Here is a 14958-nt window from a genome sequence, read left to right as displayed (position 1 = left end):
TCCTGTATCCAGTCCTGCTCTCTTTAAGCGAAAATGCAGCCGGACTGCAAAATAATATTCGAATACGGTGTTGTCTCGCCGCTGCGGATCACGGCTCTGCAGTCCAGAGTCTGCCTCTTCAGCTCGGCATGCGGTACAAATTCGATGGCATCAAAACCCTTCTCATACCGCTCAAACAGGTTCCGGATCGCTTCCAGCTGCTCCGGATTCTGATCCCTGATCTCCTCGGCGAGAACGATCTTCTCAACCTTCATGTCTTTCAGAACTTCTTCCAGAACATCGATAAACTTCGGCTCACCGAACTTCAGTGCGAGATCAATCCGCTCCACTTCCTCCGGAATCGGAAGACCGCAGTCTCCGATGCAGATGGTGTCGGTGTGTCCCATATAAGAAAGAACCCGGGAAATGTCCGCGTTCAGAATTCCGTTTCTCTTCATTTGTTCAGAACCTCCTCAACTTCCTCCGCTGTCGGCATGCCGCCCTGGGCGCCGAACTTTCCGATGGAAAGGCTTGCCGCCGCATTGGCATAAATCAGCGCTTTCTCCATATCATCACCGGCCGCGCGCCGAACCGCAAACGCACCGTTCAAGGTGTCGCCTGCGCCGGTGGTATCCACGACTTCTACTTTCCGTGCCGGAACCGTCAGAATTGTGCCGTCCGCAAGGCAGGTGGAAACGCCTCTGGATCCCTGCGTGATGATCAGCTTTTCCGGATACTTTCTCAGAAGTTCCTCGGTGGATGCTCCCTCACCGAAAATCAGAACCGCCTCATGCTCGTTCGGAGTCAGATAGGTTACCTTCTCCACGATCTCCGCCGGAACATTCGCTGCCGGAGCCGGATTCAGAACCACCGGAACCCCGTGCTCGCTCATAAGGTTCACAATGTAGGCCACGGTCTCCAACGGGATCTCATGCTGAAGAACCACCATATCCTGTGCAAGAAGAGCATCTTTTACACCGTCGATATAATTCTTGTCCACTTTTCCGTTTGCGCCGGCCACCACAATGATGGTGTTGTCGCTCTCACCGACGGTGATGACCGCCGTTCCCGTGGATTCGCCCTTCACGGTACCGATGTGATCACATTTGACCCCCTGTGCCTTCAGGTTGTCAATCATCTTCACGCCCATCGCGTCATCGCCCACAAGGCCGAACATCTCGACCTCCGCGCCGAGTTTTGCCATGGCAACCGCCTGATTTGCGCCCTTGCCGCCCGGAATGTAGTGAAGGCTGTCACCGCGAAGCGTTTCTCCCTTCTTCGGGATCCGCTCTGCCGTCACCGTCATGTCCACGTTGATGCTTCCTACAACTGCAATTTTCATCATAGGTTATTCCTGCTTTCTCTTTCTATACGGGAAATGATTCCGCCCGCAGGCTTATTTCATCTCCGACAAACATCCGGTTGTCTCTCTTCGAACAAGTTTGACCGGAAGTATGTTATCTTTTTCAAAGGGTTCCCCCGCGCTGTTTTTCACGATAATCTCCACCGCCATGCGTCCCATTGTCCGGATCGGCTGCTCGATCGTCGTCAGTTCCGGCGTGAGAAGTTCCGCCAGCGGAATGTCATCAAAGCCGATCAGCTGAACATCCTCCGGAACGCGAATGCCGCGGCGGAACAAATTTTTATAGACCGCCAATGCAACCATATCGTTCGGTGCGATAATCCCGTCCACATCCGGATAATCCCGGAGAAGATTTTCCGTCGCCCCGTCGCCGTCCTTAAAGCTGTAGCCGGCATCCACCACCTGAATCCGGATGTCATTTTCCTTCGCAGCAGTTTCATATCCGCGGTACCGGTCACGGCCGGACGTCAGTTCCAGCGGACCGCGCATACAGACGATGCTTCTGCAACCGCACTCCACCAGATGCTTCAGCGCAAGACGGCCGCCCTCATAGTGATCCGCCTGAATATAGGCCACCTCATTGCCCATGACAACGCGGCGGTCCACCACCACAACTGGAACATCCACAATGATGTTCGCGTAATCTTCGGTGGTGCTGTTTGTCATCAAAATGATGCCGTCGGCCTTCATCCGGACAAGCATCTGAATATTGATCTGCTCTTTCTGCGTGTCATCATTTGAACTGCAGAGCAGAATCCGATATCCGTGTTTATAAGATTCTTCCTCGATGGATCTCGCAATCTCGCTGAAGAAAGGATTTTCGATATTCGGAACGATGACGCCGATGATATTGGAAGATTTCCGGTACAGCATCCGGGCCAGCTCATTCGGCCGAAATCCGGTTTCCTCAATTGCCTGCTGCACTCTCTTCACTTTTTCATCGTTTACGTTTGCTGTTCCGTTCATAACTCTCGAAACGGTCGACGGCGAAACGCCGGCCAGCCGAGCTACATCCCGAATACTCGCCATGTGATTCCCCGCTTTCCCTTTGTGAAACGCTTCTCTTTCATCTGTCCGAAGACCGATCCCTGCCTCTCTGATTCGTCCGGCTCGGTTTTCGGAAGTTCACCTCCCGCCCGGGTTCGTCACATTTTGATCCACTGAAATCTCCGGACAAATCCGCGGAAGAATCATTCCGCCTTGTCAATGAAACGCGTTTCAACAATCGTATTATACCTTCTATAACCGTGAAGTCAATGGAAAAGAATGACAAAGCTGTAATTTTGTCGATTCGTTATCATTTTGTTTTCCTTCTTTTGTGCATTTTTATGGCAGATTTCTTTGAATTCTTAACAATCTTTTTCTTGCGCACAAGTTTGTGTACAAAATCCCGTACACGTTTGTTAATTTATTGACATTTCATATTTTTTCTCATACAAAGATCATCCGATGCAGCCTTCGCTGACGACTGCAATCGGAGAAATTCTCTCCGGCTGCCGGTTTTTCTTGCATTCCCCCAAAACCTGTTGTAAACTAATCACGCTTTTGGAGCACTGGTTCGAAACCCTCCCAGTATAAAAAACTATGCAATGAAACGAGTGGAATCCCGCATCATGGATTTCGCCCGTAACCGTGACAGCGTGTCTGCGCCGTGTTCCACCGGCTCTGGCCCGTCACTGGCGAATAAATCGGCAGAAACGGCTTTTTTCCCGTCCTGCTTATCTTTGCTTATGTTTTCCGGAAGGGAACATAAGCTTTTTTATTTCACAGGAAATTTCTCCGAAATTCCCTGTGAAACAAAAACGCTCCGCGAGGATGCGCACGCCGCTGTAAGGAAGCTGTCACCTAACGGTGACCAGCGGCGGCGCGCAAAGTCCGCGGGGCTCCCCTCAGGACTGAGGGGATGGGGAAGCCGAAGTCCGCTTGCGGACTTTGTTATTCCGCAGAAAGATTATGCTGATTCGGCTGAACAACATCTGAGTATTACATGGGTAAAACACGATGAAAAGAAACGTGATTATTGACTGCGATCCGGGAATTGACGACGCGCTGGCCATCATGCTGGCACTGGAAAGTCCGGAACTGGAAGTCGCCGGCATCACCATCGTTGCCGGAAACTGTCCCTGTGAGATGGGATATCAGAATGTCAGGAAAATACTTCATTTCATGAACCGGATGGACATTCCGGTCTTCCGCGGCGCGGAAAAACCGCTTCGCCGGGAGTATGTGAATGCACTGGACACCCACGGAAGCGACGGACTCGGGGAAAGTTTTCTCCCGGATGTAAACGGTTTTCCGGAAGAAACCGAAACGGCGGTCGAATTTCTGGCCCGCAGGCTCTCGGAAGGGGACTGCTCCGTCATCGCCCTCGGCCCCATGACCAATCTCGCCGAACTGATCCGGGTGGCGCCGGATGCATTTGCAAACGCCCTCGATATCATCTCTATGGGCGGCAATTTCAAAAGCCACGGAAACTGCTCCCCGGTGGCCGAGTACAACTACTGGGAAGATCCGGATGCCGCGGGAATCGTCTTTGCACAGATGGCCAAAATCGGGAAAACCATCCGCATGGTCGGTCTGGACGTCACGCGAAAGATCGTCCTGACGCCGGATCTGCTGAATTATATGGAACGGCTCGACCCGAAAACCGGGAATTTCGTCCGCCGGATCACAAAATTCTATTTTGATTTTCACTGGGAATGGGAACACATCATCGGCTGTGTGATCAATGACCCGCTGGCGGTGGCCATCTTCCTCAATCCGGAAATGGCTGAGGGAATTGCGGCATTTACGGAAGTGGTCACCGACGGCATCGCCATCGGTCAGACCGTGGTCGACGAAAAAGAGTTCTACCGGAAACCGGCCAACGCCTTCATCTACACCCAAGTGGATGTACCGGCATTCTGGACCATGTTCTTCACAAGGCTCCTTCATAAGAATGCGGAGGAACTTCCGCTGCTGAAGACATTCACAGGCGTATGACAAGAACACAGTCCGCGTGACACCGTCGGAAATCATCTATCACCGCAAACAAGGAAAACAACAGACAGGAGATTTTCAAACATGAACAAAGGTAAAATGGCGGCAGCCGAGATCTGCCTGATCGCCCTCGCAATCTGCATCAACTACGCGGGAGGACAGCTTGCGCTTCTTCTCCGCCTTCCAATCTATCTGGATTCCATGGGAACCATCCTCATCGCCTGCATTTACGGTCCGGTGACCGGACTTCTGACACCGCTCATCTCCGGAATGTTGATGGCGCTGACCGGAGACATCTACTCTCTGTATTTTGCGCCGGTGGGCATGATTCTCGGTCTGACTGCCGGCATTGTCCTCAGGAACAACAGCAGTTTCGGATGGAAGCTTGTGCTCTCCGCATTCCTCATCACCATTCCGGGAACCGTTGTCAGCTCCATCATCAACGCGGTTCTCTTCGGCGGCGTAACCTCTTCCGGCTCGACGGTTCTGGTACAGGCGCTGTCCCACACGCCCCTCGGTCTCACCGGTTCCATCTTTGCAGTTCAGATCCTGACGGATTTTCTGGACCGCGTGATCTCCCTCTACGCTGTCATGGCGGTGCTCCGCGTGCCGGTATTCAGGGCGAATTGGAATAACGGATAACACTCTTGTAACCGGTTCCGAATCCTATGACGCAATCATCAATTTTATTTTCCAAACATTTCATGCTGCATAAAACAAACACGCTCCGCGAGGATGCGCACGCCGCTGTAAGCAAATTCACTAAGCTCGAGAAAACCTCGCTAAGTGAATTTCCATGGCACGCACTAAGCTCGAAAAGACCTCGCTAAGAGCTTCGCCAAGGAAGCTGTCACCTAACGGTGACCAGCGGCGGCGCGCAAAGTCCGCGGGGCTCCCCTCAGGACTGAGGGGATGGGGGAGCCGAAGTCCGCTTGCGGACTTTGTTCAAATCGTTCAGAAAAATGATGTGTCTTGCCGAATCGGCGCGGTTACGTGATCGCCAGCTTCAATTCCTGTCCGATATAGATCCTGTTGGGATTGGAAATCCTATCCTTGTTGAGTGCAAAAATGTCCGTCCATTTTTTGGAATCCCCATATTTTTCTCTCGCTATTCTCGAGAGAGTATCCCCATTTTTTACTCTGTATGTACCGTAAGTCACTTCGGTCTCCTGCACCGTTCCCTCAGTGGCCTCGGGGACGGCGGCGGTTCCCGCCAAACATTGTTTCAGCCGGCTGATTTCTTCATCGGTAAGTCCGCTGGTTTTCAGGTATTCCGCCGCTCTTTCGCTCAAATCCGTGTCACGGAGACGATTTACACCCAAAACATGTTTCAGACTCTTTTCGAGATTATTGGCCAGAATGACATGATACCGTTCATCGTCAGCGGTAATGCCATAATAATTGTAGAACGTGGTCATATAATCGGCTGCCACTTCATCATAACTGGCTCCCATCAGACATTCCAAAACCGCTATGGTAAAACCGGCCCGGTCTTTCCCTTCTGTACAATGAACCAGATATACCCCGGGCTTTGACAGGAAGAACCGGATCCCTTCTGCCAGTTTCTCACCGAAATCCTCTGCCTCAACATCAACTCCCATGTTCAGGGTGATATAATTCTGTTTTGAATAGTATGTTGCATCGACATTTGGAAAGGACGCGACGGTTTCCGGATCATCTGCCAGGTTCATGATTGTTGTAACTTTGGCCTGCCGGATCGCCGCATCCGCATAAGTGTTTCTGTTGAAAATGGGATTGATGGGAGACGCAGACCTGTACAGTACCCCTTTTCCGATTCCCGTAGTTGTCACTTCTCTGAAATTGGCAAACTGGTCATCCGACAGATTCGGATAATCTTCCCGGTTCGCGGTGTATCTTAACTGATGCAGGAGATATTCGTCGTAGTATCCGCCTTTTGTATCCAGGGAAATAGACACCCTGATCTGATCTGTCACACCGTCAGCAGCCTGCCATGATACCGAATTGTCAGCAGCTGTATTCTTGACGGCAATGCCGTAAGTTGTTGCAAAATCCTTCATGTTAATCGCAAGAAGGGCATATTCCTGTTTCGTAAAAATTCCCGCCGCACCTGTATCAACATCGGAAAAATCGCTGCAAAGAGGGAGTTTCAGATTGTGCTCCCCAAAGCTGACATTAAGGATGTCGCCGAACTCGTAGCCGGATGAAAGGAGATCCGCGGACTTGATATCAAGCACTACATTTCCGTATTTTTGAATGTTTGCTACGCTGGCCGTTGTATTAATGCTGCCGGTCGCAGCACTGACCTTCTTCGGTGACAGGATCACCATGGAAATAATGATAAAAATTACTGTCAGCAGAGCCTTCCATCTTTTTGTACATTTTATAGCACGAACCTGTTCCATATGCACCTCCCGAACAAAAGAATATTATTCTCCTTGTCCTACACTGCGATTATCGACTGTCAAATCAATACCGATAAGTTTATGCTGCGCTGGAACACTTGTATCCCTTAAGCCGGCAAGTCTTCAAAAGAGCCGCTAAGGCCTCCAAAAACCGGTTTCTCTCAACGGATCTACCAGATAAAATTCGACTTCAGCTGCTCCCCGTTATCAATCAGAATGTCCTGACCGGTCATACTGCGGTTGACGTTGGTGAGATAATAACACAACTCCGCAATTTCCTCCGGCAGGGCCCACCGGTGAAGCAGCGTTTCGTTCAGAACCGCCTCCATCAGCTTCGGATCGTCGATGATATGCTGATTCAGTTCGGTATAAACGCCGCCGGCGGAAATGCTGTTCGCGGTTGCCCCGTACTGAGCCAGGCGTAGTGCCGTATTCTTCATATAAGTTACCACGCCGCCCTTGGAGGCCGCGTAGAGCGGAAATTCCGCACCGTTGGACGCACTGGAGGAAGCCATAAACACCACCGAACGGATGGCCTGCTGAAATGCGTACCGCTCCGTCACGGCGATCGTTCCCTGAAGATTGATCTCAATCTCCCGGCCGCCGTCCTGCACGCCGGCGTTATTGACCAGAACCTCCACATCCGGAATCTCCGGAAGCGGACCGGTGATGTCCGCGGTCAAATGCCGGTAATTCGGATGCGAAAAACCGGCTTCCCGCACATCCAGACCGATGACTTCATGCCCCGTCTCACAATATTTTTTTGCTGCCGCCAGCCCGATGCCCCGGCTGGTTCCTGTAATCACGATTTTCATAAACTTCTCCTGTGCACCCGGCATACGCCGGAATGCTCCCGCCTCGAATCAGAGCCAAATGGCGCCGGAAAGCAGATTTTCCGTCTTGACGTTCCGGTTTTAGTTTCCGGCTTCTTCTCCGGGATGCCCGGAGCGGATGTCCACTATCACATACTCGGACCGGGTTCCCGTTTTAAACAGCAGCGCCCAGTCGGCAATTCCGGATGAGACGATAAAATCCGTGTTGTTCCGGCGCTCATATCCGTACGCCCGGTCATAGGTGTTCAATAGTTTTCCCACATAGCCGAACGGAAAAAACTGCCCGCCGTGGGTATGCCCGGAGAGAACGAGATCCGCTGCCGAATCCGCCTCCGCCGCGTAATCATGGGGCTGGTGATCCAGAACAAGGATGTACTTTGATGGATCCAGACCATTCAGCAGATTCCCGATCTCTTTTCTGGACCGGTCCGACTTGTCTTTTCTCCCTGCCACATAAAACCGTCCGTCGATCAGCTCGCACGTATCCTCCATCACATGGATTCCGTTCTCCGCCATGACACTGCGAAGATCCTCTGCCGAGAAGTCGCGGTCTGCCATGTTTCCCGCGTCGTGATTGCCGAATACATACCACACGCCGTACGGGAAATTCGTCTGTCCCAGCGCTTCACACGCCCGGACAAAATCCTCCCGCTTCGACCAGTCATCCACAAAATCTCCGCCGATCAGAAGAATATCCGGCTTTTCCGCCTCGATTTTTTCAAGTTCCCTTGCAAATCCGTCACCGTCAAAGGTTGCGCCGATGTGTGAATCGGCGAAAAATGCCGCCCTCAGGCTTCCGATCTCTTTTCCGGTGGTGAGCCGGTATTCCTTTTTCATCACATGCATACAGGAATAGTATCCCCAGGCCAGCGTCAGAACCGTCGCCAAAACCGCAAGCCATCCCTGCCAGAAAATACGGGACCCGCGGCCGGTGATCTTTTTCAGAATTCTCATGATCAGGCCGAAGATCAGAAAAAAGGCCAGCGTGTGGAGAAATATAATGATGGCATTGATGACCGACGTCATGCGCGCAGCCAGACAAAAGCCCAGCAGCACCACGCAAAATCCCATGATCCTCCGCAGCCATGTCCGATCGCCGCAAAGCTGGCGGAGCAGACCGAACCTTCCAACCGCACAGCTGAGATAGACCGTTCCGCCGGTCAGCCCCAGAAACACTGCCCCCAATATCAATACCCAAACATGCATAATACTCTCCTGCTGCCAAATCTCACTTCTTGATACATGAATCATTACGGAACATCAAATTCCGAATTCCGTTGATGTTATCCGCTGTAAATTGTACCCTCACCCTTTCCGGGATCCGCTCCACCCAATCAGAATTCCAGTCTCATTCCCGCATACATTTCCTCCGCCCGTTCTCCGAGCATTTCGTGCAGAATTTCGTATGCCCGGTCGCCGGTACAGTGTCCGGTAATGATGCGCTGTACCTTCACATCCAGCAAAGTCTCTCCGAACCGGCGCACGTCCTCATCCGAAGAGCGGAACAGGTGGAACCCTCCGATATAGGCGAGGATCGGCGTCTCCGGATCATACTCCCGGACCTCCCGGATAATATTTGCCGCACCGCCGTGGGAACAGCTGTTGAAGATGACCATTCCGTCGCTCACATAGAACAGAAGTGACTGCTCATGGGAAAAATCATCCGCTTTCATGCGCTCTCCCATCCGGCGGAACATTTTTGCCTTCTCTCCGATCTTCTCCAGACCGGGAGTGGAATGCGACAGGAGAACCACGCCGTCCATTCCCAGACCGCTCACATGTTCTTTCACATAGACCAGCCGGTCACGGTATCGCCCAAGTATGCCTTTTTTCGGGCCGATATACATCATTCCGTCATCCGCATGGAGCGAATAATAGTGTTCTCCGGATTCCTGACGGAGATACAGTTTTGCCGTGGAATTCATCTCAAAGAATGTCTCCAGACCATCGGCGTGATCGTAATGCGAATGAGACAGCACAGCTGCATTCACCTTCCGAAGATCCACTCCGAGTTTCTCGGCATTTTCCGCAAACAGCGCGCTTCGGCCGGCATCCAGAAGTATGGTGTTCTCACCGTACTCCAGATACACGGACAAACCATGCTCACAGCCGCAGTTCCCCTTCTGATGATTGTCCGCCAACACCGTAACCTTCAGTTTTCTCTCCATACCGTCTTCTCCGTTTTCTTTTCCGCCCGGTCCCCCGCATCGGTACCGATGCCGATGTACCGCATTCTCCGTTTTTTCACAAATCCCTGTGCGATGCGGCATATCGTCCGATGCGTCAGTATTTCTTACTCAGGACAAAAAATGTCCCCGCATAGATCAGGAGTTCCGCGCAGACGCAGTACGAGAGAATCCGGGAAATCTCCGTACTTCCCATGATCCGCATGACAATCGTCAGAATTCCCGCGCCGATCAGGCCGATGTACCCGGTCCAGGACCATGCCTTCATGCTCAGAAAAGAGTACCGCTCATCCGATGCGGCGATGTCCACTTTCTTCTGAAATGCTTCGTCCTTTCGGTAGCGGAACACCTGAAAAAGCCTTACCGCCCCTACCGCGATCAGACCATATCCGAATCCGCTCATTCCGTTATCCGGAATGAGGCTTCGGTCCGTCAGAATCAGCAGAAATAATCCGAGAAGAATACAAATGATGCTCCATGCCATCCTTCTGTTATTATAATACCCGTTTTTCATGACTTTTCCTCCTCATCAAACATAAAAATTTCTTCGATTGACGTCTGAAACAATACCGCCAGCGCGTGAGCCAGCATCAGCGACGGATTGTATCTCCCGCTCTCCAATGATATGATCGTCTGTCTGGAAACGCCGAGAGCCTCTCCCAGTGCCTGCTGTGTGAGCCCCTTCTCTTTTCGCAATTCCTCAATCCGGTTTCTCACGATTTCCCTCCACAGTTGTTTTTTTGTAAAGTATGCTTTACATTTTGATCATAATACCTCTCACTTCATAATGTCAAGCATGCTTTACATTGTTGAACGGATTGATCCCTGTTTTCCGCCTCAGTCGTCACATGCCTTCGGCAATCCGCTCCCTTCCGGCCATGCCCGGCAAAGGTATTGTGGATGTTTTCCACGCGCCGGATATGAATCAGACCTCACAATTCTCCCGATCTATGTTAGAATATAATCACGCATTTAGGGGTTAAACAAATACTGAAAAAGGAGCATTTCACCATGTCTGAACAAAAGCGGGGTTTTACTCTTGCAGAGCTTTTGATTGTTATCGCTGTCATCGCAGTCCTTGTCGCGGTCAGTATTCCGATTTTTTCTTCTCAATTGGAAAAATCCCGCCGTGCGGTTGACTTAAGCAACATGAAAGTTATCTCCGATGGCTTATCTGTCGCATATCTGAGCAATGACCTGACTTTTCCGAAAAACTACATTTCCGTTACGGTCTTCTCGGATGAAAAAACCGAAGGAGATGCAGCAAAGTCAACGGTAGTCTTTATCGACGGTCAGGGTGTCAGCACTGCCATGGAAGAAAAACTGAATTCACAGTTTGGGCTCAAACTTGACCAGATGAAAATCCACAGCACAAAGGCAATCTGGAAAAACGGATATACGGTTGTGATTGACAAGCAGGGAAACCTCTCCTACAGTTACGTCAAATCCAATCAGGGGTATTCTGATGTATGGAGTTTCTGGGACACCCGTTATCACGGCTTCAGTCCCATCAATGACCAGAACCGGGATTATTGATCATCTTCGTACAATGAGCGAAACACATTTCGCAAAGCCCTTTCCCTTCAACGGCATGCACATCCTCGCGGAGCGTTTTCTGTCATAGGAAAAGTCGGAGAAATCTCCCAGGACGGAAAAACGGGCGGCCGCACCGACTTATGTCAGCGCAGCCGCCCCATTATTTATCCGTCTAAATTGCTGTAAAAGCTGTCGATATTCTCCTCCGGCAGTTTCACCGGATCCCATCCGTAATCCTGATATTGTGTAATGCCCAGTCCGTTGGCCGCAACATAGTTGGCGATGATCTGTGCGCGAGTTTTTTCCGCCTCCTTCTCATCCCGGCTGATATACGCATCATAGTGAGATCCAAAAATCTTCTTCGCGCTCGTGGTAAAACCGGAACCGTCTTCCACCCGGTCAAATCCGGTCACCTCATAACCGCTGTCCGTCGATTTGATATGAATGCATCCCGGAAACGAACCTCCGGATTCGGTCTTCAGTGTGTCACTGTCCAGAGAGTAATTGTAAAACTGGAAATCACCGTAAACCCGGATATCTTCTTTATTTCTCTCATCCTCATAAATTATGACCGGACAGGGGATTCCGACATCGGCAGCATCGAAATACTGTCCCAGTTCTTTCGCCATATAATCATACAAAACCGTGTAATACAGTTCCGGTCCCGGATACTCATAGGCCGGAAGTGCCGCTTTTTCATTGTTTTTTTCTTTTGAGGCTGCCTCATCCAAGACCGCATGGCCGGAATCGTTCTCTTTTGAAATTGCTTCCGACGCCTTCGTCTCCTCTGTATCTATACTTTCTTCCTTTGCTGCCGAATTGCTCTCTTCCATCCGATTCTCCGCCGTACTCACGGACGAAGCGCCATCCGAAGCCTTCTTTGCGGAACCGCATCCGTTCATCAAAACGACTGCGCCGGCCGCCATCAGCACGGCCGCTATGTATCTGTATCCTCTCATCTCATTTCCCCATGTTTCTTCCTGCGCCTGTATATCATTTCAGTTACATTTTTTTATTATACCCAAAACGAAACTAAATTTATGTCATTTTCCTGACTTATTTTATTACAAATCGTGTTACAATTACAGAAAACAACGTCCGCAGGAGGTTTTTTACTTCCGGAAATATCCCGACGTTTTCCTGCAACCAAAACCGCACAAAAACCATGTCAAAACCGGAAATATTGAGTCATTAAAGTCGTACTTTATAAGGAGGTATCACCTTGAAAATTACAACTTTCAACCCGCTCATCGTTACCAGAGACGCGCCATCGGCAATCGCTTTATTTGAGGAATTGGGCTTTCAGCGCCGTCACACCAAAGAAGGCATCAGCATGAACAATGTCACAGATGTTCGCATGAAGGATGCCAACGGTTTCCATGTGGACATCGCCGAGGGAACCGGTGAATGGACAATGATCCGGATCAATGTCGATAATCTGGAAGAGGCCATCTCTTTTCTCGAAGCCCGCGGCTTCCACAAAGCAAGACATGAGGCTGCCAACAAGACGGTGGACACCGGCTCCTCCCGATTCAATATCATGGTTTCGCCTTCCGGAACCATCTTCGCAGTTTCACAGCATACGAAAGAGAATGACTGATCTATAAGAATATAATCGTAGCGCCGCGCACCGGATGAAACCCAACCGGTGTGCGGCGCTATTGTGTTTATCTGTTTTTTTCTGCTGTCAGAATAATACTTCCAATATCTTTTGAAAAACTCACTTGATCTCCAGATATTTGTTCTGTGCGGCAATCTGCTTCGGCTCCTCCTTCGGCATGGTCAGATGCAATACACCGTCCCTAAATTCCGCATTGATATCTTCTTTCCGAACCTGGCTGCCGACATAAAAGCTCCGGGACATTGCCCCGACATAACGCTCTCTTCGGATATATTTCTTATCCTCGTCTTTTTCTTCCTTGTCCAGAGACTTATCCGTGGATATCGTCAGATAACCGTTTTCCAGAGACGCGTGAACATCCTCTTTCTTAAATCCCGGAAGATCAATCGCGATCTCGTAGTTTCCGTCTTTTTCCTGAACGTCGGTCTTCATAAGATTGCGGGCGTGCTTCCCATACAAAGTCTGATCCACATCCGGCATCTTCGGCATACGGAAATCGAACCAGTCATCAAATAAGCTGTCTTCAAAAATACTAGGCATTAACATACATCATTCCTCCATTCTGTACGGTCAAAAACATTTCCTGACTTCCTGTATTTTCGGACAAAGGAGAGATCGGATTGGTACATCCATTCTCTTCGTTTCCGGATGTCTGTTCTCTCTTTCCTTTGTTCAATTATGGTATAGCACTTTTGTTAGCACTCGTCAATAGTGAGTGCTGATATTTTTCTCTTTCGTCAACATGAACTCTGTTAAACGTATTTCTCAGGTCCGAATAGCCACATAGCTTCACTCCGGTTCGTTTACCTACAATTCCTAATCCGACGAATCCTAATAAAAATCTTTCTCCAATATTTACAACTTATTGAATGATTCACATACCCAACATGGCTCTGTTCCTGTTTTAATCCATTCAGGTTTTTCCAAAAAAACATTGCTATCTTTTTGCTTCTGTCTGTATCCATATACACGTTTATACTTCTCGTATTGTTTAATTGAATCTCTCTTGATTATATATCGCCAATCTGTTTTAACACTGCGCACTATCATCATTCGAGGCGAATACTTTTTCCATAACTCCAGAATACTTTTGGCACTCGATGGTGGCTCAACTATCTCAATAATTTTCAAATTCGAACATGAATCCATATAAACAATCTGTATAATGTCTTGATTCTCTCCTCTTTTTTCTACGCGATAAATCATTTCGTTAATATCCGAATTCAGAAAATCCCGATATCGCGCAGAACAATAAACATGAAATTTCCCCTGTCTAACACAGAATTCACATTCCCCACAATTAATATACCCTTCTCTATGATGAACAGGTCCAATCCCATCTGCATTTACCAGACATGAATTCACAGCCAAAGCACCATTCGTAAATTTTTCAATTGGAAATGCAAAACAAAATCGTCTTTTATCTATTGACTCCGCTCTCCCTCTTCTTTTTAAAGATGTCGTCAATTCAACGAATTCTCCCACAGAATACTTCTCTTTCTCGATCGTGCTCATTCTTTCGTATCCCAAACCAACAATCCGCACAATAACCCGATCGTCAATATTCGTTGGTTTACGTAATTGACCATAAAGGTGAACCGATCCGTACAGATCAAAATTCTCAAATATTCCTCTCGGCCGATTCCAATAGAACACCGTTTCTTCTTCATTTGACGTCAGTTTATCTCCGTATTGCTCTGTCCAGTCAAAAAGCCATACTAAAGAATGTCCATTCCTGGTATAAAACTGATTACGCTCATTAAACTCTTTTTCAGAAATAGGGCTATGCTGAAATTCAATGACCATATTGTTAATAAACACATCCGCCCGATGAATCTCATTTTCATTTCTCATGACATATTCCTGACATTCATCTGGATATCTTCTTTGCCATTCATGATGCCATTCACAAATTTTAATTTTTTAAAAATTCTTTTCGAATTTTATCCTCTTACCGCTCAGAGAAGTAATGATTTTTCATTACAATATAAAGAAAATCATTGATTCCTAATGAACTATACATATAATAGAATTATAAGCTATTTCAAAAGGTCTTAGATAAACGGAGGTTAATCAT

At 49.1% G+C, this 14958-nt stretch carries 17 protein-coding genes and 1 riboswitch; of the genes, 5 read left to right on the top strand and 12 right to left on the bottom strand.

The genetic code is table 11. From position 1 onward, the window contains the following. Positions 1-23 precede the first annotated feature (23 nt). From rbsD to BMW41_RS05485, 3 genes are read right to left on the bottom strand one after another with little or no spacing between them, the layout of a single operon-like run. On the bottom strand, positions 24-437 hold the full coding sequence (gene rbsD / locus BMW41_RS05495; RefSeq protein ID WP_074649212.1) for a D-ribose pyranase: 414 nt from the start codon (positions 435-437) through the stop codon (positions 24-26). Next, positions 434-1321: a ribokinase gene (gene rbsK / locus BMW41_RS05490; RefSeq protein WP_074649230.1), complete on the bottom strand. Its 888-nt coding sequence runs from the start codon at positions 1319-1321 to the stop codon at positions 434-436. The genes rbsD and rbsK overlap by 4 nt, the downstream gene beginning before the upstream one ends. A 54-nt stretch (positions 1322-1375) precedes the next feature. Then, positions 1376-2371 (bottom strand): LacI family DNA-binding transcriptional regulator, encoded by a 996-nt coding sequence (locus tag BMW41_RS05485; RefSeq protein WP_074649211.1) that lies wholly within the window; start codon positions 2369-2371, stop codon positions 1376-1378. Between the two features lie 518 nt (positions 2372-2889). After that, positions 2890-2934: riboswitch (PreQ1 riboswitch) on the top strand. Here BMW41_RS05485 and BMW41_RS05480 point away from each other — a divergent pair. From BMW41_RS05480 to BMW41_RS05470, 3 genes are all read left to right on the top strand, one after another. Beyond that, positions 2932-3366, top strand: a complete 435-nt coding sequence (locus BMW41_RS05480; protein ID WP_074649210.1) for a hypothetical protein — start codon at positions 2932-2934, stop codon at positions 3364-3366. (Overlaps the previous riboswitch by 3 nt.) Then, positions 3344-4324 (top strand): nucleoside hydrolase, encoded by a 981-nt coding sequence (locus BMW41_RS05475; RefSeq protein WP_074649209.1) that lies wholly within the window; start codon positions 3344-3346, stop codon positions 4322-4324. The genes BMW41_RS05480 and BMW41_RS05475 overlap by 23 nt, the downstream gene beginning before the upstream one ends. An 81-nt stretch (positions 4325-4405) precedes the next feature. After that, complete coding sequence (locus BMW41_RS05470; RefSeq protein WP_074649208.1) at positions 4406-4963, top strand: ECF transporter S component; 558 nt, start codon at positions 4406-4408, stop codon at positions 4961-4963. A gap of 347 nt (positions 4964-5310) precedes the next feature. Here the strand turns inward: BMW41_RS05470 and BMW41_RS05465 are convergent, their stop codons facing one another. The 6 genes from BMW41_RS05465 to BMW41_RS05440 form a co-directional block, all read right to left on the bottom strand. Then, positions 5311-6705, bottom strand: coding sequence for a tyrosine-protein phosphatase (locus tag BMW41_RS05465; protein WP_074649207.1), 1395 nt, complete (start codon positions 6703-6705; stop codon positions 5311-5313). A 170-nt stretch (positions 6706-6875) separates the two neighbouring features. Further along, on the bottom strand, positions 6876-7520 hold the full coding sequence (locus BMW41_RS05460) for an SDR family NAD(P)-dependent oxidoreductase (protein ID WP_074649229.1): 645 nt from the start codon (positions 7518-7520) through the stop codon (positions 6876-6878). 99 nt (positions 7521-7619) lie between these two features. After that, complete coding sequence (locus BMW41_RS05455) at positions 7620-8744, bottom strand: metallophosphoesterase (protein ID WP_074649206.1); 1125 nt, start codon at positions 8742-8744, stop codon at positions 7620-7622. Positions 8745-8872: 128 nt separating this feature from the next. Then, positions 8873-9706, bottom strand: coding sequence for an MBL fold metallo-hydrolase (locus tag BMW41_RS05450; protein ID WP_177171169.1), 834 nt, complete (start codon positions 9704-9706; stop codon positions 8873-8875). Between the two features lie 115 nt (positions 9707-9821). After that, positions 9822-10238, bottom strand: a complete 417-nt coding sequence (locus tag BMW41_RS05445; RefSeq protein WP_074649205.1) for a hypothetical protein — start codon at positions 10236-10238, stop codon at positions 9822-9824. Beyond that, positions 10235-10441, bottom strand: coding sequence for a helix-turn-helix transcriptional regulator (locus tag BMW41_RS05440; RefSeq protein ID WP_074649204.1), 207 nt, complete (start codon positions 10439-10441; stop codon positions 10235-10237). Before BMW41_RS05440 ends, BMW41_RS05445 begins: the two co-directional genes overlap by 4 nt. Positions 10442-10735: 294 nt before the next feature. On the opposite strand from BMW41_RS05440, the gene BMW41_RS05435 reads away from it, so the two are divergent. Next, complete coding sequence (locus tag BMW41_RS05435; protein WP_074649203.1) at positions 10736-11260, top strand: type II secretion system protein; 525 nt, start codon at positions 10736-10738, stop codon at positions 11258-11260. 164 nt (positions 11261-11424) lie between these two features. Here BMW41_RS05435 and BMW41_RS05430 read toward each other — a convergent pair whose 3' ends face one another. Continuing rightward, the gene (locus tag BMW41_RS05430; RefSeq protein WP_074649202.1) at positions 11425-12219 is read right to left on the bottom strand and encodes a hypothetical protein; all 795 of its coding nucleotides are present in this window, start codon (positions 12217-12219) and stop codon (positions 11425-11427) included. A 263-nt stretch (positions 12220-12482) separates the two neighbouring features. On the opposite strand from BMW41_RS05430, the gene BMW41_RS05425 reads away from it, so the two are divergent. Next, complete coding sequence (locus BMW41_RS05425) at positions 12483-12860, top strand: hypothetical protein (RefSeq protein ID WP_074649201.1); 378 nt, start codon at positions 12483-12485, stop codon at positions 12858-12860. Positions 12861-12980: 120 nt separating this feature from the next. Here BMW41_RS05425 and BMW41_RS05420 read toward each other — a convergent pair whose 3' ends face one another. Beyond that, positions 12981-13427 carry an Hsp20/alpha crystallin family protein gene (locus BMW41_RS05420; protein WP_031474078.1) on the bottom strand — a complete coding sequence of 149 codons (447 nt, stop codon included), beginning with the start codon at positions 13425-13427 and terminating at the stop codon, positions 12981-12983. Between the two features lie 309 nt (positions 13428-13736). Next, positions 13737-14735: a competence protein CoiA family protein gene (locus tag BMW41_RS05415; RefSeq protein ID WP_074649200.1), complete on the bottom strand. Its 999-nt coding sequence runs from the start codon at positions 14733-14735 to the stop codon at positions 13737-13739. Positions 14736-14958: the final 223 nt, after the last annotated feature.

Origin of the sequence: [Clostridium] aminophilum (genome assembly GCF_900101295.1) — a bacterium.
Lineage (GTDB): Bacteria > Bacillota > Clostridia > Lachnospirales > Lachnospiraceae > Clostridium_R > Clostridium_R aminophilum_A.
Note: the sequence above shows the minus strand (reverse complement) of the source record. Positions and strands in the feature narration are given on the sequence as shown.

Bases quoted from the DNA above. Each gene is read 5' to 3' on its own strand.
- rbsD (WP_074649212.1), bottom strand. From the start codon at position 437: ATGAAGAGAAACGGAATTCTGAACGCGGACATTTCCCGGGTTCTTTCT.
- rbsK (WP_074649230.1), bottom strand. From the start codon at position 1,321: ATGAAAATTGCAGTTGTAGGAAGCATCAACGTGGACATGACGGTGACG.
- BMW41_RS05485 (WP_074649211.1), bottom strand. From the start codon at position 2,371: ATGGCGAGTATTCGGGATGTAGCTCGGCTGGCCGGCGTTTCGCCGTCG.
- BMW41_RS05480 (WP_074649210.1), top strand. From the start codon at position 2,932: ATGAAACGAGTGGAATCCCGCATCATGGATTTCGCCCGTAACCGTGAC.
- BMW41_RS05475 (WP_074649209.1), top strand. From the start codon at position 3,344: ATGAAAAGAAACGTGATTATTGACTGCGATCCGGGAATTGACGACGCG.
- BMW41_RS05470 (WP_074649208.1), top strand. From the start codon at position 4,406: ATGAACAAAGGTAAAATGGCGGCAGCCGAGATCTGCCTGATCGCCCTC.
- BMW41_RS05465 (WP_074649207.1), bottom strand. From the start codon at position 6,705: ATGGAACAGGTTCGTGCTATAAAATGTACAAAAAGATGGAAGGCTCTG.
- BMW41_RS05460 (WP_074649229.1), bottom strand. From the start codon at position 7,520: ATGAAAATCGTGATTACAGGAACCAGCCGGGGCATCGGGCTGGCGGCA.
- BMW41_RS05455 (WP_074649206.1), bottom strand. From the start codon at position 8,744: ATGCATGTTTGGGTATTGATATTGGGGGCAGTGTTTCTGGGGCTGACC.
- BMW41_RS05450 (WP_177171169.1), bottom strand. From the start codon at position 9,706: ATGGAGAGAAAACTGAAGGTTACGGTGTTGGCGGACAATCATCAGAAG.
- BMW41_RS05445 (WP_074649205.1), bottom strand. From the start codon at position 10,238: ATGAAAAACGGGTATTATAATAACAGAAGGATGGCATGGAGCATCATT.
- BMW41_RS05435 (WP_074649203.1), top strand. From the start codon at position 10,736: ATGTCTGAACAAAAGCGGGGTTTTACTCTTGCAGAGCTTTTGATTGTT.
- BMW41_RS05430 (WP_074649202.1), bottom strand. From the start codon at position 12,219: ATGAGAGGATACAGATACATAGCGGCCGTGCTGATGGCGGCCGGCGCA.
- BMW41_RS05420 (WP_031474078.1), bottom strand. From the start codon at position 13,427: ATGTTAATGCCTAGTATTTTTGAAGACAGCTTATTTGATGACTGGTTC.
- BMW41_RS05415 (WP_074649200.1), bottom strand. From the start codon at position 14,735: ATGAGAAATGAAAATGAGATTCATCGGGCGGATGTGTTTATTAACAAT.